This is a genomic window from Streptomyces sp. NPDC002776 (assembly GCF_053592195.1).
The window spans coordinates 224,634-243,877 of sequence record NZ_JBSFVG010000011.1; the positions used below are offsets into that span (position 1 = coordinate 224,634).

At 72.2% G+C, this 19,244-nt stretch carries 17 protein-coding genes; 9 read left to right on the forward strand and 8 right to left on the reverse strand.

The features are described 5' to 3' along the window. Positions 1 to 41 precede the first annotated feature (41 nt). Positions 42 to 476 (forward strand): hypothetical protein, encoded by a 435-nt coding sequence (locus ACWD11_RS23215; protein ID WP_389417655.1) that lies wholly within the window; start codon positions 42 to 44, stop codon positions 474 to 476. Between the two features lie 86 nt (positions 477 to 562). Here ACWD11_RS23215 and ACWD11_RS23220 read toward each other — a convergent pair whose 3' ends face one another. Further along, complete coding sequence (locus tag ACWD11_RS23220) at positions 563 to 1,831, reverse strand: SWIM zinc finger family protein (RefSeq protein ID WP_451285183.1); 1,269 nt, start codon at positions 1,829 to 1,831, stop codon at positions 563 to 565. Further along, the gene (locus tag ACWD11_RS23225) at positions 1,828 to 4,785 is read right to left on the reverse strand and encodes an SNF2-related protein (RefSeq protein WP_451285185.1); all 2,958 of its coding nucleotides are present in this window, start codon (positions 4,783 to 4,785) and stop codon (positions 1,828 to 1,830) included. The genes ACWD11_RS23220 and ACWD11_RS23225 overlap by 4 nt, the downstream gene beginning before the upstream one ends. A 136-nt stretch (positions 4,786 to 4,921) precedes the next feature. Between ACWD11_RS23225 and ACWD11_RS23230 the strand changes: the two genes are divergently transcribed. Next, complete coding sequence (locus ACWD11_RS23230) at positions 4,922 to 5,104, forward strand: hypothetical protein (protein ID WP_389417658.1); 183 nt, start codon at positions 4,922 to 4,924, stop codon at positions 5,102 to 5,104. Positions 5,105 to 5,149: 45 nt separating this feature from the next. Here the strand turns inward: ACWD11_RS23230 and ACWD11_RS23235 are convergent, their stop codons facing one another. The 4 genes from ACWD11_RS23235 to ACWD11_RS23250 form a co-directional block, all read right to left on the reverse strand. Continuing rightward, positions 5,150 to 6,535 (reverse strand): tannase/feruloyl esterase family alpha/beta hydrolase, encoded by a 1,386-nt coding sequence (locus tag ACWD11_RS23235; protein ID WP_451285248.1) that lies wholly within the window; start codon positions 6,533 to 6,535, stop codon positions 5,150 to 5,152. Between the two features lie 313 nt (positions 6,536 to 6,848). Further along, entirely contained in the window at positions 6,849 to 7,754 is a 906-nt protein-coding gene (locus ACWD11_RS23240; RefSeq protein WP_451285187.1) for a hypothetical protein, read from the reverse strand. A 137-nt stretch (positions 7,755 to 7,891) separates the two neighbouring features. Beyond that, positions 7,892 to 8,188, reverse strand: coding sequence for a hypothetical protein (locus ACWD11_RS23245; RefSeq protein WP_389417660.1), 297 nt, complete (start codon positions 8,186 to 8,188; stop codon positions 7,892 to 7,894). A 169-nt stretch (positions 8,189 to 8,357) separates the two neighbouring features. Continuing rightward, entirely contained in the window at positions 8,358 to 8,957 is a 600-nt protein-coding gene (locus ACWD11_RS23250) for a class I SAM-dependent methyltransferase (protein ID WP_451285189.1), read from the reverse strand. A 173-nt stretch (positions 8,958 to 9,130) separates the two neighbouring features. Between ACWD11_RS23250 and ACWD11_RS23255 the strand changes: the two genes are divergently transcribed. From ACWD11_RS23255 to ACWD11_RS23285, 7 genes are all read left to right on the forward strand, one after another. Then, positions 9,131 to 9,904, forward strand: a complete 774-nt coding sequence (locus ACWD11_RS23255) for an MHYT domain-containing protein (protein WP_389417662.1) — start codon at positions 9,131 to 9,133, stop codon at positions 9,902 to 9,904. A 34-nt stretch (positions 9,905 to 9,938) separates the two neighbouring features. After that, positions 9,939 to 12,458 carry a nitrate- and nitrite sensing domain-containing protein gene (locus tag ACWD11_RS23260; protein ID WP_451285191.1) on the forward strand — a complete coding sequence of 840 codons (2,520 nt, stop codon included), beginning with the start codon at positions 9,939 to 9,941 and terminating at the stop codon, positions 12,456 to 12,458. Further along, positions 12,455 to 12,928 (forward strand): roadblock/LC7 domain-containing protein, encoded by a 474-nt coding sequence (locus ACWD11_RS23265; RefSeq protein ID WP_451285193.1) that lies wholly within the window; start codon positions 12,455 to 12,457, stop codon positions 12,926 to 12,928. The genes ACWD11_RS23260 and ACWD11_RS23265 overlap by 4 nt, the downstream gene beginning before the upstream one ends. 19 nt (positions 12,929 to 12,947) lie before the next feature. After that, positions 12,948 to 13,361 carry a DUF742 domain-containing protein gene (locus ACWD11_RS23270; RefSeq protein ID WP_451285195.1) on the forward strand — a complete coding sequence of 138 codons (414 nt, stop codon included), beginning with the start codon at positions 12,948 to 12,950 and terminating at the stop codon, positions 13,359 to 13,361. 197 nt (positions 13,362 to 13,558) lie between these two features. Then, positions 13,559 to 14,164, forward strand: coding sequence for a GTP-binding protein (locus ACWD11_RS23275; protein WP_389417666.1), 606 nt, complete (start codon positions 13,559 to 13,561; stop codon positions 14,162 to 14,164). 160 nt (positions 14,165 to 14,324) lie between these two features. After that, the gene (locus ACWD11_RS23280) at positions 14,325 to 14,738 is read left to right on the forward strand and encodes a roadblock/LC7 domain-containing protein (protein WP_451285197.1); all 414 of its coding nucleotides are present in this window, start codon (positions 14,325 to 14,327) and stop codon (positions 14,736 to 14,738) included. A gap of 126 nt (positions 14,739 to 14,864) precedes the next feature. After that, positions 14,865 to 15,761 carry a DUF6397 family protein gene (locus ACWD11_RS23285; protein ID WP_451285199.1) on the forward strand — a complete coding sequence of 299 codons (897 nt, stop codon included), beginning with the start codon at positions 14,865 to 14,867 and terminating at the stop codon, positions 15,759 to 15,761. A gap of 1 nt (position 15,762) precedes the next feature. Here the strand turns inward: ACWD11_RS23285 and ACWD11_RS23290 are convergent, their stop codons facing one another. Together ACWD11_RS23290 and ACWD11_RS23295 are read right to left on the reverse strand one after the other, a co-directional pair. Further along, entirely contained in the window at positions 15,763 to 16,632 is an 870-nt protein-coding gene (locus tag ACWD11_RS23290; protein ID WP_389417669.1) for an acyl-CoA thioesterase, read from the reverse strand. 19 nt (positions 16,633 to 16,651) lie between these two features. Then, the gene (locus tag ACWD11_RS23295) at positions 16,652 to 19,165 is read right to left on the reverse strand and encodes a DEAD/DEAH box helicase (protein WP_389417670.1); all 2,514 of its coding nucleotides are present in this window, start codon (positions 19,163 to 19,165) and stop codon (positions 16,652 to 16,654) included. Positions 19,166 to 19,244 lie beyond the last annotated feature (79 nt).

The window sequence follows — 19,244 nt, forward strand, 5'->3', positions numbered from 1 at the left end:
CGGGCTCGCGTGATCACCGCCGAGAGGTGACGCTGGGCGGTATGGCCATCCCGCCCGTACCGCCCCAGCCGCCCGGTTCGCCGGGCGGTGGCTTCGGCCCGCCCTCCGACGGCTCCGGACCGCCCACGGGCGGCTTCGGGCCTCCGTACGACGAACCGCCGCCCGGCGGAGGCCCAGGAAGGCGACGCGGTCCGCTGCTCGCCCTGCTCGTGGTGATCGTGGCGGGCGTGGCCGTCGCCCTGGTGGTGCTGCTGGCCTCGGGGAGCGACGACTCGCCGGAGGAGAAGCCGTCCGGGGAGAGCACCCGGAGCCCGTCACCGAGGCCGTCCTTCAGCCTTCCCACGGAACTGCCCAGCAGACTGCCGAGCGAGCTGCCGTCGGGCTTCCCCAGCGAGTTGCCCAGCGGGCTTCCCAGTGACCTGCCCAGTGCGATCGAGTCGCTGCTGCCGGAGCTCGACGAGGCCGAGCTGCCGTAGGGCGACGACCGTGTGCGGGGCGGAGGCGAACCGTCACGCACGCGTGCAGGCCATCTGGTCAGATGCCGCGCGGCAGCCCGACGTAGTCACTCCTCGGCTTCGGACTCGGCCGCCGTCGAGGCCAGCGCCGTTGCCGGGTCCTGGGACGGGCCGCCCGCGGGCACCCAGCGGCCCCGCTCCTTCCGGTACGGCCACCAGCGGCCGTCCCGTCCCAGCCGGACCTGCCCGGCGGCACCGGCGGCCGTCCACCGGTTGCCCTTCGCCCGCAGCGCCGGCCGTTCGTCCTCGTCCCAGGCCGACTCCAGTGCCGCACGCGCGCGTACGAGCGTTTCACCCTCCACGGCCCACTCGTCCTCCAGTACGTCCAGCGCGGCGGCCCCGCCGAACTCCCACGCCCGTACGGCCAGCTCCAACTGCTCCCGGGAGCGCCCCGAACCACGGGCCAGGCGCTCCCGTACGGCCTGCACGGACGTGCCGGCGGCGAGCCGGACCGCGTCCTGAGCCGCCGGTGTCAGGGCAGTGTGCTCCGCCGCTCCGCGCAGCGCGTCGGCGAGCAGGAGGTGCGCCTGCGCGGCGGCGCGGGCGGCGAGGTACTCCAGGGCGGCGGGGTCGAGATCGGACGGCGGCGGTGTCTCGGTGTCCAGGGACGGCGGTACGCCCGGGTGCTCGGGGAGCCGGGGCAGCTCCGGCAGCGGTGGCAGGATGTCCCCGGCCGCGAACGCCTCCGCCGCGTCCACGCCGTCCGTTTCCGGCGCCTCCTCGATGAGGGCGGTGCTGCGGGCCTGGATGTCGTCCAACAAGGCGCGCTCGCCCCGTCCCCGCATCAGCAGCAGCACGAACGGATCCTGGTCCAGCAGCCGGGCCATTTGGTAGCACAGGGCCGCTGTGTGCGCGCAGTGGTCCCAGGCTTCGCAGTCGCACTCGGGCTCCAGGTCGCCCATTCCGGGCAGCAGGTCGACTCCGGTGGCCGCCGCGTCCTCGACCAGGTGCGGCGGCATGTCGCGGTCCAGCAGGGCCGCGACATGCCCGGCCCGCTCGACGGTCATGTCCAGGAACCGGTCCCACTGTTCGCCGGACAGCTCCTCCAGCAGGACGTCCGCCCGGTGCTGTGTGCGGTCGCGGTCCTGGACGACGGCCGTGATGCGCCCCGGGCGCACCGACACCGCGCCCACGCTTCCCGCGCGGGCGAGCCTGCGGCCCGCCTTGAGCTGCTGGGAATCCAGCGCCGCGTCCTCCAGCGCCTTCAGCCAGGCCCGTCCCCACCACGTCCGCGCGAAGCCGGTCCCCTGCGCGGGCGGCAGCGCCGCGAACGTGCGCTCGGTGTGCTTGTGCTCGTCACGGTCGTAGCGATTCATCGTGCGCCCCCTCGCAGTTCCACCAGATCGGCCAGCTCCGCGTCCGAGAGCTCCGTCAACGCCGCTTCACCGGCGCCCAGCACGGCGTCGGCGAGCTCCTTCTTGCGGATCAGCATCTCCGCGATCCGGTCCTCGATCGTCCCCTCGGCGATCAGCCGGTGCACCTGCACGGGCCGCGTCTGACCGATGCGGTACGCGCGGTCGGTGGCCTGCGCCTCCACCGCCGGGTTCCACCAGCGGTCGTAGTGCACGACGTGCTCGGCCCGGGTGAGGTTCAGGCCCGTGCCGGCCGCCTTCAACGACAGCAGGAAGACCGGGACTTCCCCCTCCTGGAACCGGCGCACCTGCTCCTCGCGCTCGGTGATCGGCGTCCCGCCGTGCAGGAACTGAGAGGGCACCCCGCGGGCCGCCAGATGCTGTTCGATGAGGCGCCCCATGCGCACGTACTGGGTGAAGACCAGAACGCCCGCCCCCTCGGAGAGGATCGTGTCGAGCAACTCGTCCAGTAGCTCCAGCTTCCCGGAGCGCCCGGCGATTTCCGGCCGCTCCTCCTTGAGGTACTGCGCCGGGTGGTTGCAGATCTGCTTCAGGCCCGTCAGCAGCTTCACGATCAGCCCGCGCCGCGCCATGCTGTCGGCCGCGGCGATCTCCACGAGCGTCTCGCGTACCACCGCCTCGTACAGCCCCGCCTGCTCCTTGGTGAGCGACACCGCGCGGTCGGTCTCGGTCTTCGGTGGCAATTCCGGCGCGATCCCGGGGTCCGACTTGCGGCGGCGCAGCAGGAACGGCCGGACCAGCCGGGCGAGCCGCTCGGCGGCGGCCGGGTCCTGACCGCTCTCGACGGACTGCGCGTACCGGGTGCGGAACGTGCCGAGCCGGCCGAGCAGTCCCGGGGTCGTCCAGTCGAGGATCGCCCACAGCTCCGACAGATTGTTCTCGACCGGGGTTCCGGTGAGCGCCACGCGCGCGCGTGCGCCGATGGACCGCAGCGCCCGCGCAGTGGCCGAGTAGGGGTTCTTCACATGCTGGGCCTCGTCGGCCACGACCAGGCCCCAGGGCACCTCGGCGAGCCGGGGCGTGTCCAGGCGCATCGTGCCGTACGTGGTGAGCACGAACTCGCCGTCGGCGAGAGCGTCGAGATCGCGCCGGGCCCCGTGGAAGCGGCGCACGGGTGTTCCGGGCGCGAACTTCTCGATCTCGCGCTGCCAGTTGCCCATCAGCGAGGTCGGGCACACCACCAGGGTGGGACCGGCCGACGCGTCATCCGTCTGCCGGTGCAGATGCAGCGCGATCAGCGTGATGGTCTTGCCGAGACCCATGTCGTCGGCCAGGCAGCAGCCCAGGCCCGAGGAGGTCGTCCGGGCCAGCCAGTTCAGGCCCCGCCGCTGGTAGTCGCGCAGGGTGGCCGCGAGCGCGGCGGGCTGCGGGACCGGTTCCTGCCCCTCGGGGTCGGCGAGCCGCTCGCGCAGGGCCGCCAGCCACCCCGTGGGCTGCACCTCGACCCGGCGACCGTCGACCTCGGTCGAGCCCGTCAGAGCGGCGCTCAGGGCGTCGACGGGCGTCACCTTGCGGTCCCGCTGCTCACGCGCCCGGCGCACCTCCTCGGGATCGACCAGGACCCACTGGTCGCGCAACCGCACGAGCGGCCGGTTGGCCTCGGCCAGGCGGTCCAGATCCGCGCGGCTGAGCCGCTGGTCGCCCAGCGCGAACCGCCAGTCGAAGGCGAGCAGGGCGTCGGCGGACAGGAAGGACGGCGTGTCGGAGTCGAGCCTGGCGGCACCCGTCTCGTCGTCGGGCGGTCCCACCACCGCGCGGGCGGTGAGCTCATGGGCCAGCTCCTTGGGCCAGTGCACCTCGACGCCCGCGGCGGCCAGGGACCGGGCACCGGTGGAGAGCAGGTCGGTGACCTCCTCGTCGGCCAGTTCCACGGCGTCCGGCACGGTGGCCGAGAGCAGGGGCGCGAGGGGCGGCCACGCGCGTGCCGCGCCGCGCAGGGCCAGCAGGGCGTCCATGCGCGCGCGGGAGCCGAAGGCGGAGGTTCCGGCCCACACCTGGGCGGCGTCCGCGACGAGCGCCGGATCGCTCACGCCGTGCACCTGGAGCACCGCACGGAAGGCGGGCGCCGCGGCCTCCTCGGCCAGGGCGGCCAGTCCTGGAACCTCGACGCGCAGGGACAGGCGTACGCCGGCGTCGTGGCCCGCGGCCACATCGGCCGCCCACGCGCGGTACCCGGGCAGGTGCTGGGGTTCCGGTGCGGCATAGGCGGGGCCGCCGGTCACGAGAGGGGCCGCGGGCGTGCGGGGCACGGTGTCCGCGACGGCGTCCAGGAAGGAGCGCAGCAGCCGTTCGGGGTCGGGCAGCCGCAGGGCCGCGGTGGTCGTCAGCGGTACGGCGTGCGCCTCGGGCGGCATCGCCGCTGCTAGCCGGCGGATGTGATCCAGGTCCGCGGTGCTCAACGGGCCGATGCGCCAGGCGTCGTGGTCGTCGGGCGACAGACCGGGCAACAGCAGTCCCCGCGCCGCGAGATGCAGCGCCAGGACGGCCGCCGCGCCCCAGAACGCGGGACCTCGGTGGGCCTGCGCGGTGGCACGCGCGCGGATCAGGACGGGCAGGGCCGCGCGCAGGGGCAGCAGCACGGCGGGGACGGTGGTGAGCTCGACACCGTCGGCGCCGGGCACGACGACCATCAGGTCCTCGGCCGCCGCCGCTTCGGTGCGGGGAAGTGTTTCGCCGTCGGGGCACCAGAAGGCGACCCTGCCGGTGCGTGCCGGATCGCCGGGGACGAACACGGCGGAACAGTGGGCCAGTTCGAAGATCTCGGAGGGAGGAGCCGGGGGGACTGTCTGGACAGCGATGGTGAGTTCCTCAAACTTGACTACCAGGTCGGCCGCCGAGGGTACAGCACCGGTCGGCGGGAGCCGGCATGCCAGGGCTGTGTTCCGCGTCACTGCCATGGGAGGGTGGGTCAGGAGGTGGACCAGTAGGGGGAGCACCTCAGGGACGTCTCGGGGTCGTGGTGCGGAACCGCGGGAAGCGCGGGCCCGTTTTCAGAGCAGAGAGCGGCAGTGCGCCGCGGAGGAGGCGACACACATGACGAGGAACCACAAGATCGCCGCAGGAGGTGCGGCGGTCGGGATCTTTCTGCTCATCTGGCTGCCCTGGTGGGCAGCGCTCCTGATCATTCTGGGCGTCCCGGCCGCCGCGTACCTCGCACTCGACCCCTCACAGCGGCGCAGGTTGCGCCGCTCCTCCCGCAAGGAGCTCGGCCGCTGAGACATGAGGGCCTGGCCGGCATGATCCGCCGGCCAGGCCCGCCGGCTAGCGCTCGGCCGGATCCGACAGGGCGCAGGAGTTGATCACGTCGCCGCTCGCGGGCCTGTCGACAGTTCCGTCCGCGGGCGGCTGGTCTCCCCGGTCCACCCAGGAGACCAGGGCGTCGAACGCCGAGCGGTAGCAGGGCAGGATCGGTCGCAGCCGGTCCGGATAGGTGTCGTACAGCCCGTCCACGTGCGTGCCGCCCTCGATCGTGTAGTAGCGGTGCATCGAGCCCTGACCGGCTGCGCCGACCATGCGCGCGTACACGTCGGAGTCGGCCGCCTTCGGCAGCAGCGCGTCCAGATCGCCGTGCAGCGTGATCAGCGGTCTGCCGATCCGTCCGGTCAGCGCCACCCGGGCCACCGCGCGATGGACGGAGGCGGGACGGGAGGCGTAGTCGTAGGTCGCGTCCTCGGCGCAGGGCGCGAGGATCTGTTCCGCGGTCGTGCCGGCGGAGGGGCCGGGGCAGCCCGGGGCGTACGTTGGGTCGAACTCCGCCCGGTAGATCTTCTGGGTGACACCCCAGTAGGCCCTCTCGTGGTACGGCCACAGGAACTCGGAGCCGCGCGCGAAGCCCACCGCGTACAGATCCTCGTCCCGTGCGGCACCCGACATGCGGGCCACGGCGGTGGGGAGCGAGGTGAGCAGGTTGGGGCCGTCCGCGGTCCACAGTGCCCCCTCCCAGTCCACGCCTCCGTCGTACAGCTCGGGGTGGTTCTCCAGCTGCCAGCGGGTGAGGTAGCCGCCGTTGGAGATGCCGGTGATGAACGTGCGGCGCGGGAGATGCCCGTAACGCTGGGCCACGGCCTTCCGGGCGGCGCGGGTGAGTTGCGTGGTCCGGGTGTTCCACTCGGCCACCGCATCACCGGGCCGGGTGCCGTCGCGGTAGAAGTCGGAACCGTTGTTGCCCTTGTCGGTCGCCGCGTACGCGTAGCCCTGGGCAAGCACCTGGTCCGAGATCGCCTTGTCCGTGGCGTACTGCCGACGCGTGCCGGGCGCGCCCGTGACGACCAGGCCGCCGTTCCAGCGGTCCGGCAGCCGGAGGACGAACTGCGCGTCGTGCTTCCAGCCGTGCGTGGCGTTGAAGCGCGAGGAGTCCGGGAAGTAGCCGTCGATCTGGATCCCCGGCACCCCGGACGGCACCCGGGTGCCGGCGGCCGTCAGCCCCGCCTGGTCCGCCAGGTCGGTGTACGCGGTCCCGGCGAGGCCCGTGGTGGTCAGGTCCGGAAGACAGGCGCTCTGCTGGAAGGCCGCGCCGGGGATCCGCACCCGCTCCTGGCGGCCGCAATGGTCCTCGCCGACCGTTGCCGCCCCGGCGGACGTCGGCCCGATGAGCGCGGCCGCGATCAGGGTGACGGCGACGACGGGAACACCTCGGGACAGGCGCATGGCGACCTCCAGGGACGGGAGTTGACGCCAGGGGCGGCGTCGGAGCTGCCCCATGGTGTGGTTCTTCGGTCCCCTCATCCATGGGTTGGGGCCACATGGAACGGTGCCGTCGCATGGGTGCGGACGACGTGCCGGCGGGTGTCATGTCGGCGGGCGTCATTCCGTAGCGCATGCGCGCGTGCCGCAGTGCTCGCCGCGATCCGGTATCCCCGTGTCTTCCTGGCCGCGGGGCCGCCTGTCCCTGTGTCTCCTGGGCTACGGGCCGTCTGTCTCCGGCGCTGCCGGCGATGGCATGCGCTCGAGGTCGACGGCGTCAGCTGGGGCGTACCGCCATCTTGTCGAGGGCCTCCAGCAGACCCGGCAGTTCCGGGCCGCGGCCCACCGGCAGGACTTCGCCGGGCTCGTCGTCCAGGAGCACGAAGGCGATGTCGTCGGTCCTGGCCACGAGCGACCAGCCGGGACCGTCGGCGCGCAGGGTGCGGGCGTCGCCCGAGGCGAAGGCGGACCGGACCCGTCCGAGGGGCGGCGGGGTGTCCACGTAGGCGCGGGCCTCGGCGAGGACCCGGCGGATGCCGCTGTGTCCCTTGGGCTTCGGCTCGCCGCCGCCCGAAGACGCATTCGGGGACTCGCCCGCGGTCTCCTCCGAGGCGGCCTCAGCGGCCTCCTGGGCCGCCTCTTGGCCCTCGGCGGCCTCGGAGCCGCTCCCGGGAGCCGGGAAGTCGGTGTCGTCGAGCTGCTCGCGCCACAGCGCCCACTGGAGGGCGATCTCATCGGCACCCAGCCGGCGCTGGGCCGGGCCCCAGGTGGAGGTGTCCGGCGGTGCCAGGGGCGGACCGTCGGCTTCGTCGGGGTCGGGGTCGTGCGGCGCGGGCACGTTGGGGGCCGCGACGGCGACCGCCAGGGGCCAGCCGGGCAGGGCGGCGACGACCGTGCGCTCGTCGGGCGACAGGTCGTACTCCATGCCGCAGTCCCAGGACGCGATGGCGACCGCGACCAGCGAGACGTCGTCGATGACGACCGTCCACCGGGCACCGTCGCCGTCCTGGCCGAGCACCAGCCCGTACCCGTCGGCGAGGGGCGCGAGGCCGAGAGCCGCGCAGGCCTCCGGATAGTCGTCGCCCAGCACGCTCGGGAACTTCGCAGGCGTCAGCAGCACCGCCGTCAGCACATAGAGCGCGTCGTCCTCGGCGGCGACGGCGTCCTCGTCCGTCCCGGCCATCCCAGCCTCCCCATTGGTTCGTCCATCGGCGCGCACCCTAATGCGAGCGGAAGGCCCTTGTCACGACGTGCCGACCCACCCGGAGCTGCAGTTTTCCGCCTGGACGGGGTGAAATCGACCTGAGATCGCGGCGCGGTTCAGGCCGCCGGAAGGCCGAGGAGGTCCCGCGCGACGGTCCGGGGGGACTCGTCGCGTTCCCGCGCGAGGGCGATGACGGCCCGGCACGCCAGCTCGTTCACCCCGAACGACAGCGCCTCCGGCGACACCCATCCCGCGGTCTCGTCGATGCGCTCCTGGTCGTCCTCCGCGCAGGCCGAGACGTAGGCCGCGGCGGCTTCGAACAGGTTGTGCGTACGCCCTTCGTGATCGCCGGCGGACTCCGTGCGCCATGCGTCCAGAACTCTGTCCCAGGACTGCCGGACCTTGCCGAACATGCTGACCACCTTCCCCCTACGGGGTTGCCCTGGCTGATCGTCCCTCTCCTGCTGTTCAACGTAGGGTTGAAGTTCCGCCGGCAGAAGGGGGACGGCGCGGCCAAGGGCACCGGGTACCCCGCCGGGCCGCGCTACGCCGTCAGCCCGGGCCCTGGAAGCAGCTGAGCGCTCAGCCTTCCCGTACGGCGAGTGCCAGGAAGCGTGCGTCCACATCGACGTACGACGTCATGCGCCACCCGGAACCGGCGAGCAGCGGCCGGAGGTTGGCCTCCGCCCGCAGGTCGTCCGGGGTGATCTGCCGCCCCTGACGGGCCGCGAGGGCCGCCCTGCCGATCGGGTGGAACAGGGCCAGGGTGCCGCCCGGGCGCACCACACGGGCCAACTCCCGCAGGTTCCGCGCCGGATGGGGCAGATGCGCGACGAGCCCTGCCCCGAACACGGCGTCGAGCGACTCCGAGCGAAGCGGGAGCGCGGACACGTCGGTGAGCAGCAGCTGCCCGTCCCGGTGCCGTCCTGCCCGTACGGCGGCCTCCAGCATGGCCGGAGTCAGATCGGCGCCGAGGACCACTCCCGAGGGCCCCACGGCCGTACGCAGTGGCGGCAGGGCCCGTCCGGTGCCGCAGCCCGCGTCGAGGACGCGGTCGCCCTCGCGCAGACCGAGGTCGGCGACCGCGGCGTCGTACGCGGGGCCGTCGTCGGGGAACCTGGCGTCCCACTCGGCGGCGCGGGCGGTGAAGAACTCCTGGACACGTGTGTGGTCGTCGCTCATGTTCCGCATGATCCCTCACCGGAGGGAGTGACCTCCTCCCCTCCAGAGATGACGCAGCGGCGCACATGTTCGAGCGGCAGTCGATCGTTCTGGGCGAAAGCCGTGTCATATTCCAACAGCTTTCGAAATGCGCCCTCTTTGTGCGCCCCTGCCCCGACTAGCGTCCCTGAGCCATGGGACACCTGGACCACGCCGCCCTGGGGTGGCTGACCCCCGCGCTGTCGTACGCCATGGCCTGCATCGGCGCCGCGCTGGGTCTGCGCTGCACCGTCCGCGCCCTCGGCGCCACCGGCCGCTCGCGCCGCAACTGGCTCGTCACCGCCGCCTCGGCCATCGGCACCGGCATCTGGACCATGCACTTCGTGGCCATGCTGGGGTTCAGCGTCAGCGGCACCGACATCCGCTACGACGTGCCGCTGACCGTCGCCAGCCTGCTCGTCGCCATGGCCGTTGTGTGCGCCGGCGTCTTCGCCGTCGGCTACGGCCGCGACCGCACGCGCGCGCTGTTCCTGGGCGGCCTCACCACGGGACTCGGTGTGGCCAGCATGCACTACCTGGGCATGGCGGCCGTGCGCCTGCACGGCGAGGTGAGCTACGACCCCGTCCTCGTCGGGCTCTCGGTGCTGATCGCCGTGGTCGCCGCGACGGCGGCGCTGTGGGCGGCGCTCAACATCAAGTCGACCGTCGCCGTCACCGTCGCCTCCCTGATCATGGGCGCGGCGGTGAGCAGCATGCACTACACCGGGATGTTCGCGGTGAGCGTGCGGGTCACCCCCGCCGGGGACGTCCTGCCCGGGGCCACGGCGATGCAGTTCATCTTCCCCCTCGCCGTCGGCCTCGGGTCCTATCTCTTCCTGACCTCGGCCTTCGTCGCCCTCTCCCCGACGACGGGAGAGCGCGCGGCCTCCGCCTCCGCCCAGCGGCCGGTCGAGAGCGCCGCCCGCTAGCCACCGGCACGAACTACTTCCGAGCGAGGAGGCCATGCGTACACCCCGTAGGACCACCGCACCCGGCGCCGAGACGCCGTCGGCACCGCCTGTGCGCGGCCGCCGCGCCCACGCGGGACCGCCCGCCGACGAAAGCCCCGACGAGCAGGCGGGCGCGCTGCCCGAGGACACGCCCACGCGCGGAGGGGGATGGCGGATCCGGCCGCGCACCGTCCGGGCCAAGATCGTCTGCCTGCTGATGGTGCCCGTGGTCTCTCTGCTGGCCCTGTGGGCGCACGCCACGGTCACCACCGCGCAGGACGTCTCCGGACTACGGCAGGTCCAGCGCGTCGACGCCGAGATCCGCACCCCCGTCGCGGCCGCCGTCGCCGCTCTCCAGACCGAGCGCGCGAGTGCGGTACGGCTCGCCACCGACCCCGCCGCGGTGCAGGCCGGCGACTACCGCAAGCTCACCGAACGCACCGACGTGGCCGTGGCCGAGCTGCGCCTCGGCGACAGCAGCACCGTCGCCGACGCCGAGGAACTGCCCGCCGGAGTGGCCCAGCGGCTGGAGGAGTTCGTCACCGGCGCCGAACGGCTCGGCTCGCTGCGGACCGCGGTGCTCGACCGCAGGGCAGGCTGGGAGCAGACCTACCAGCGGTACACCGAGACGATCGCGGCGGCCTTCTCCGTGGGCGGCGCCCTCACCGGCATCCAGGACGCCGAGCTCGGCTCCGACGCGCGCGTACTGCTCGAATTCTCCCGCGCGGGGGAGGCGCTGGCCCAGGAGGACGCCGTACTGGTCGGCGCCCGCCTGGCGGGGAAGCTCGACGGAGACCGACTGCGGCTGTTCGCCGGCGCGGTCGAGACCCGTCGTACCCTCACCGAGGCCGCCGTCGCCGACCTGCGCGGCCCCGAGCGCACCGCCTGGCACAAGCTCGCCTCCGGCGGTGACTATGCCGCCGTGGGCGCCGCGGAGGACGCGGTCCTCGCCGCCGCACCGGGCACCCGCGCGATCCACATCGCCCCGCAGGCCGCCTGGGACCGGGCACTCGCGCGCGTGCAGGGCGAGATGCGGACCATCGAGGCCGACGCGGGACGCGGAGTCGCCGAGCGGGCCGACCCGTTCACCCGGGGACTGCTCACCCCGGCCGGTGCCGCCGTGCTGTTCGGCCTCGCCGCCGTCGCAGCCTCGCTGGTGATCTCGGTACGCATCGGCCGCGGCCTGGTCGTGGAGCTGGTGAGCCTGCGCAACAGCGCCCTGGAGATCGCCCGCCGCAAACTGCCCGAAGCCATGCGGAGACTGCGCGCCGGAGAGGAGATCGACGTCCGGGCCGAGGTCCCGCCGGGGCCGCCCGCCGAGGACGAGAGCGGACAGGTCGCCGAGGCCCTGGGCACCGTCCACCGCGCCGCCCTGCGCGCCGCCGTCGAGCGAGCCGAACTGGCCAGCGGCATCTCCGGGGTCTTCGTCAATCTCGCCCGCCGCAGCCAGGTCCTGGTCCACCGGCAACTCAGCCTGCTGGACAGCATGGAGCGCCGCTCCGACGACCCGAACGAACTGAGCGACCTGTTCCGGCTCGACCACCTCACCACCCGTATGCGCCGACACGCGGAGAGCCTGATCATCCTGTCCGGCGCGGCACCCGGCCGTGCCTGGCGGATGCCGGTCTCCCTGACGAACGTCGTGCGCGCGGCCGTTTCCGAGGTCGAGGACTACGCGCGCGTGGAGGTACGACAGCTGCCCGAGACGGCCGTCGTCGGCGCGGCCGTCGCCGACCTCACCCACCTGCTGGCGGAACTCGTGGAGAACGCCGCTCAGTTCTCGCCGCCCCACACGCGCGTGCGCATCACCGGCGAACCCGTGGGCAACGGCTACGCGGTCGAGGTCGAGGACCGCGGGCTCGGCATGGGCAAGGAGACCCTCGCCGAGGCCAACCGCCGCATCGAACAGTCCGAGGCGCTCGACCTGTTCGACAGCGACCGGCTCGGTCTCTTCGTGGTGAGCAGGCTCGCCGCCCGGCACGGCATCAAGGTGCACCTGCGCACCTCGCCCTACGGCGGCACCACCGCGGTCGTCCTGCTGCCCACCTCGCTGCTGCACGGCGGCGCGGCGGAACGTTCCCCCCGCAAGGCCGCCGAAGCGCCCAGGCCCGCCGAACGCGAGTACGCGCGCGTGCCCGGCGGCGCCGCGCACCAGGAGCCGGTCGAGGCACCGGCCGGCCGGCCCGCGCTGGTGGCCCCCGCACCCATCGCCGCGAAGACCGTCACCGTCACCCCGCCCCCCGGAGTCACCACCTTGCGACTGCACCGCCCACCGGACGACTCCGACGGCACCGACGACCTCCCGCGCCGCGTCCGGCAGGCGAGCCTCGCCCCGCAACTGCGCGAGCCGCACACCGAGGAGCCGGACCGGCCGTCCGCCCAGGACGAGGACCGGCGCACGCCCGAACTCGTACGGGACCGCATGGCGGCGTACCGCGACGGCTGGACGCGCGGCGACGGGCGGCGACCCGGCCGCGGCGGCGCCCCCGATCCCACAGTGCGCAGAGACAGCAGCGAAGGAGACCCCGCATGATCCAGGACCCCGGCATGAGGGACGGCGTGGGGGTCCCCCCGCGCGAGCGAAGCCGAGAGTGGGGGAGATCCGGCGAAGTCGACTGGCTGCTGGACGACATGGTGCTGCGCGTCAGCGAGGTGCGCCACGCGGTGGTGCTCTCCAACGACGGGCTCGCCGTGGGCGCGTCGACCGACCTCAGCCGCGAGGACGCCGAACACCTGGCGGCGGTCGCGTCCGGCTTCCACAGTCTCGCCAAGGGCGCGGGCCGGCACTTCGGAGCCGGTGGCGTGCGCCAGACCATGGTGGAGATGGACGACGGCTTCCTCTTCGTGGCCGCCGCGGGCGACGGCTCCTGCCTCGCCGTCCTCACCGCCGTGACCGCCGACATCGGCCTCGTCGCCTACGAGATGGCGCGGCTGGTGAAACGTGTCGGCGAACACCTCCGCACCGCCCCGCGCGTCGCCGTACGGCCGCCCGCCGCAGGCTGAGGCAGGGCGGTCGGTACCGATGAACGAAGACCTCAGGGACGCCCCGCGCGAGCAGGGCAGCCAGTGGTACGACAACGAGGCCGGACCCCTCGTCCGCCCGTACGCCATGACGGGCGGACGCACCAGATCCGGTCCCACCGGAGTCCGCTTCGACCTGATCGCGCTCGTCACCCTGGACGCGAGCGCCCCGCGCGTCGACGACGACACCGCCCTCGGACCGGAGCACCGGGCACTGATCGACCTGTGCCGGCCCGAGACGCAGTCGGTCGCGGAACTCGCCGCGGGCGCCGACCTTCCGGTGGGCGTCGTCCGCGTGCTCCTCGGTGACCTCCTGGAGATGGGTCGTGTCACCGTCAGCCGCCCGGTGCCGCCCGCGCAGCTTCCCGACGAACGGATTCTGCGGGAAGTCATCGAAAGATTGCGGGCGCTGTAGATGACGGTTCAGGACACGGAAGCACCGCCAGTCGGTCGCATAGGGCAAGAACCGGTCGAATCCCTCGCGGAGGGGCTGGAGTTGTCATCATGCTGACCTCGCACACACGCACTGAAACCGCGCACGCGCGTTCCGTCAGGCCGCGGTGCGCACCCGACGACGTCGCCCGTTGCCGGCACTCCCGAGAGAAGTGATCGATGGTCTCCGAGCACTCCGCCGACCCGGACGGCGAGACCGCCGCCCTGGCGCTGAAGATCCTGGTCGCCGGCGGTTTCGGCGTGGGCAAGACGACCCTGGTCGGCGCGGTCAGTGAGATCAGGCCGCTGCGCACCGAGGAACTGCTCAGCGAGGCCGGACAGTTGGTGGACGACACCGATGGCGTGGACCAGAAGGTCACCACGACCGTGGCCATGGACTTCGGGCGCATCACCATCCGGTCCGGGCTCTCGCTCTATCTGTTCGGCACGCCCGGCCAGGACCGCTTCTGGTTCCTGTGGGACGAGCTCTCCCAGGGCGCCCTGGGGGCCGTGGTCCTCGCCGACACCCGCCGCCTGGAGGACTGCTTCCCGGCCGTGGACTACTTCGAGCACCGGCACATCCCGTTCGTGGTGGCCGTCAACTGCTTCACGGGCGCCCGTGCCTACGGCGCCCGCGACGTCTCGCGGGCCCTCGACCTCGACAGCGGCACCCCTGTGGTGCTCTGTGACGCCCGGGACCGCGACTCGGGCAAGGAGGTGCTCATCCGGCTCGTCGAGTACGCCGGGCGGATGCACACCGCCCGGCTGCTCGACTCGGTGAGCTGAACCGGCTGCACCCGCGACGGACTTGTGCGCCAGGACCTTCCGTGTCGGTCATCTTCTGTGCCGTGCCCCCGTCCTCCTTGCCGGAGCCCGGCTCGTCGGCGAGGCTGGCGAGCAGATACCCCCTCGACCAAGGGGGAGACATCGCACGGGGAGACAGGACATGGCGCAGAATCAGGGACTGGGCTGGCTCTTGGACGATCTGACCGAGCGTGTGGAGCATGTGCGGCATGCGCTGGTCCTGTCCAACGACGGGCTGGTGACGGGGGCGAGCACGGGACTGCGCCGCGAGGACGCCGAGCATCTGGCGGCGGTCTCCTCCGGGTTGCACAGCCTCGCCAAGGGCTCCGGTCATCACTTCGGCGCGGGCAGAGTGCGCCAGACGATGGTGGAGTTCGACGACGCGGTGCTGTTCGTGACCGCCGCGGGGACCGGCAGCTGCCTCTGCGTCCTCAGCGGAGCGGAGGCCGACATCGGTCAGATCGCGTACGAGATGACGCTGCTCGTCAACCGGGTCGGCGAGCACCTCGCGGTCGACGCCCGAAAGCCGGAGCAAGATTTTCCCACAGACCTCTGACCTGCACGTTTGCTCTGCTCCGCGGAGTTATCCACAGGCTCGCGCCGAGATCCGCCGCAGCGGCTACGGTTCTGTCACGGCGAACGCACACAGCGTGAGCATCGGACTCCACGGGGGAGAGCGACGATGACAGGCGACACCATCACCCCACAGCACGGCACGTCCTGCACACCCGGGCGGGCCGCACGGGAACTGGGTTTGAAGCGGCGCGAGTTCGACCTCGCGGTCCACCTCAACCAGATCCGGACCGTGCCCGACGCGGCGGGAGGCGGCGCCCGCCGCGTCGACCGGGCGGAGATCGAGCGGGTGCGAGCCTCGCACGGTTTTCCCGAGACGCTCCTGGAGCGGGTGAAGGCGGTCGGCACCACGGAAGGGGCGGCCCTGATGCAGGTGCCGCCCGGCCGGTTCACGCGCCTGGCCCGCCTGGGCCTGGTGGTGCCCGTGCATTACTACCTCAACCGCTACCGGGCCGTGGTCTGGATGTATCTGGCCGAGGAGCTACGGCAGTTCGCGGCCGACGAGAAGAACACGCCGCTGCTGAGGGCCCGTACCCCCGAAGGGCTGCGGGACCAGCTGGACGCCGGCCTGGACCTGCGGCCGCGGAACTGGCGCGGACGCCATCTGGGATTCCTGCTGCGGCAGACCGATGATCTGTGGCAGCGGGCCGGAGCCGTGTCCGCCTTCCTCGACCCCGTTCAGATCGCGGAGGTCGTCACCGACCCCTACGACCGCTCCCATCTGCACCGCTTCCGGCCCGGGCCGCCCGTGCACGGAGCACCGGGATCACCGGCCGCGCGCCTGTGCGAGCAGATCATGACGGCGGACGACGCCGACGAGATCGGCTGGCTGCGGGCCGACCTCGCGCGGGCCGTGGACGAGGCGCGCGAGCACCGGCCCGCCCCGCGCCCCACGGCAAAGCGGGTCACCGCGGTGCCCGACGAACCCCGCCCGGCCACCGCGGTGCCCGACGCAGCCCGCCCGCCCCACGGTCTGCTGGGCTGGCTGCGTCGCAGAGGCGTCTGAGCTACAGCGGCCGGAACAGCCCTTCCTGGACGACGGAGACCAGCAACCGTCCCTGGATGTCGTAGATCCGCCCGCGGGCCAGACCGCGCCCGCCCGTGGCGATCGGCGACTCCTGGTCGTACAGGAACCACTCGTCCGCGCGGAACGGCCGGTGGAACCACATCGCGTGGTCCAGCGACGCGATGTCGAAGCTCCGCGGCCCCCAGAGGGGTTCGACCGGGATGCGCACGGCGTCCAGCAAGGTCATGTCACTGGCGTAGGTCAGCGCGCAGGTGTGCACGACCGGATCGTCGCCGAGGGGGCCGACCGCCCGCATCCACACCGCGCTGCGCGGCTCGGCGTCCTTGATCTCCTCGGGCGTCCAGCGCAGCCGGTCCACATAGCGGATGTCGAAGGGCTGGCGGCGCGCCATCCGCTCCAACTGCTCCGGCAGTGCCCCCAGATGCTCCCGGATCTCGTCGGTGACCGTCGGCAGCGACTCCGGGTCCGGGATCTCCCGGGCCGGTGGCAGCTGGTGTTCAAAGCTTCCCTGCTCAGGCTTGTGAAAGGAGGCGGTGAGATTGAAGATCGTGCGGCCCTGCTGCACGGCGGTGACCCGGCGGGTCGTGAACGACCGTCCGTCCCGCACCCGTTCGACCTGGTACACGATCGGCACACCGGGCCGGCCCGGGCGCAGGAAGTACGCGTGCAGCGAGTGCACCGGACGGTCGCCGTCCGTGGTCCGCGCGGCGGCGATCAGTGCCTGGCCCGCCACCTGGCCGCCGAAGACCCGCTGGAGGGACTCGTGGGGGCTGCGGCCGCGGAAGATGTTGAGCTCGATCTGCTCCAGGTCGAGCAGGTCGACGAGCTTCTCGGCCGGATTCGTCGTCATGGGTGGGATTCTCCTGTGCTCACAACTGGCCTACGTCGGTGACGCGGACCACCGCGCGGCCCTCCGCGTCGGAGGCCGTGAGGTCGACCTCCGCGCTGATGCCCCAGTCATGGTCCCCGTTCGGGTCGTCGAAGATCTGGCGGACGCGCCACAGCCGGTTCGCCGGCTCCTCCTCGATCACCAGCAGCTTCGGGCCGCGGGCGTTGGGACCGGTGCCGAGGTCGTCGTACTCGTCCCAGTACTTGTCCATGGCCTCGCCCCAGGCGTCCGCGTCCCACCCGGCGTCGGCGTCCAGCTCGCCCAGCTCCTCGACCTGGTCGAGCGCGGCGAGTTCGACACGGCGGAAGAGGGCGTTGCGGACCAGGACGCGGAAGGCACGCGCGTTGGTGGTGACCGGCTTGACCTCGTCGGCCTTCTCCTGGGCCTCCTCCGCGGTCATCACCTCGGGGTTGGCGAGCTGCTCCCACTCGTCCAGCAGGCTGGAGTCGACCTGGCGGACCATCTCGCCCAGCCACTCGATCAGGTCCTGAAGGTCCTCGGACTTCAGATCGTCCGGGATGTTGTGGTCGAGGGTCTTGTAGGCGCTCGCCAGGTAGCGCAGCACGATGCCCTCGGTGCGGGCCAGCTCGTAATGGGACACCAACTCCGTGAAGGTCATGGCCCGCTCGTACATGTCGCGGATGACCGACTTCGGCGACAGCGGATGGTCGCCGACCCAGGGGTGGCTCTTGCGGTACGTGTCGTACGCGTGGAAGAGCAGCTCTTCCAAGGGCTTGGGGTAGCTGATGTCCTGGAGGCGCTCCATGCGCTCCTCGTACTCGACGCCGTCGGCCTTCATCGCGGCGACGGCCTCGCCCTTGGCCTTGTTCAGCTGGGCGACGAGGATCTGCCGCGGGTCGTCCAGGGTGGACTCCACGACGGACACCATGTCCAGGGCGTAGGACGGCGAGTCCGGGTCCAGCAGCTCGAACGCGGCCAGCGCGAAGGTGGACAGCGGCTGGTTGAGCGCGAAGTCCTGCTGCAGATCGACGGTGAGCCGCACGATCCGGCCCTCGGCGTCCGGCTGGTCGAGCTTCTCGACGATGCCGCCGTCCAGGAGCGAGCGGTAGATGGCGATCGCGCGCCGGATGTGCCGCAGTTGCTGCTTGCGCGGCTCGTGGTTGTCCTCCAGCAGATGCCGCATCGCCTCGAAGGCGTTGCCGGGCCGGGCGATCACCGACAGCAGCATGGTGTGCGTCACCCGGAAACGCGACGTCAGCGGCTCGGGATCGGAGGAGATGAGCTTGTCGAAGGTGTTCTCCGTCCAGCCCACGAAGCCCTCGGGCGCCTTCTTGCGGACGACCTTGCGCCGCTTCTTCGGGTCGTCGCCTGCCTTGGCGAGTGCCTTCTCGTTCTCGATGACATGCTCGGGCGCCTGGGCGACGACAAAGCCCGCCGTGTCGAAGCCCGCACGGCCGGCGCGGCCCGCGATCTGGTGGAACTCACGGGCGCGCAGCGTGCGGACCCGGCTGCCGTCGTACTTCGTCAGCGCCGTGAACAGCACCGTGCGGATGGGTACGTTGACGCCCACGCCCAGCGTGTCCGTGCCGCAGATGACCTTCAGCAGGCCGGCCTGGGCGAGCTTCTCCACCAGGCGGCGGTACTTGGGCAGCATGCCCGCGTGATGGACGCCGATGCCGTGCCGGACGTAGCGGGAGAGGTTGCTGCCGAACTTGGTGGTGAAGCGGAAGTTGCCGATCAGCTCGGCGATCCGGTCCTTCTCCTCGCGCGAGCACATGTTGATGCTCATCAGCGCCTGCGCGCGCTCCACCGCCTGGGCCTGGGTGAAGTGCACGATGTAGACCGGCGCCTGCTTGGTCTCCAGCAGCTCGGTCAGGGTCTCCGTGAGCGGCGTGAACTTGTACTCGTAGGACAGGGGTACGGGACGGGTCGCCGAGCGGACCACGGCCGTGGGGCGGCCGGTGCGCCGGGTGAGGTCCTGCTCGAACATCGAGACGTCGCCGAGCGTGGCCGACATCAGCACGAACTGCGCCTGCGGCAGTTCGAGGATCGGGATCTGCCAGGCCCAGCCGCGGTCCGCCTCCGCGTAGAAATGGAACTCGTCCATGACGACCTGGCCGACGTCGGCGTGCTTGCCGTCGCGCAGCGCGATCGAGGCGAGGACCTCGGCGGTGCAGCAGATGACCGGGGCGTCGGCGTTGACCGACGCGTCGCCGGTGAGCATGCCGACGTTCTCGGTGCCGAAGAGCTTGCACAGCTCGAAGAACTTCTCCGACACGAGCGCCTTGATCGGGGCCGTGTAGAAGGTGACCTCGTCCCGGGCGAGGGCGGCGAAGTGGGCACCCGCCGCGATCATGCTCTTGCCGGAGCCGGTGGGCGTCGACACGATCACGTTCGCGCCGGACACCACCTCGATCAGCGCCTCCTCCTGGTGGGGGTAGAGAGTCAGACCGCGCTCCTGCGCCCACGACTCGAAGGCTTCGTAGAGGGCGTCGGGGTCGGGGGTCGGCGGCAGCTGATCGATGAGGGTCACCCACCCATCTTGCCTGTCGTCCTGGCCGACGAGGGAATCGGCTGCCCGCACGAAGATCACGAACGCTACGCTGTGTCGC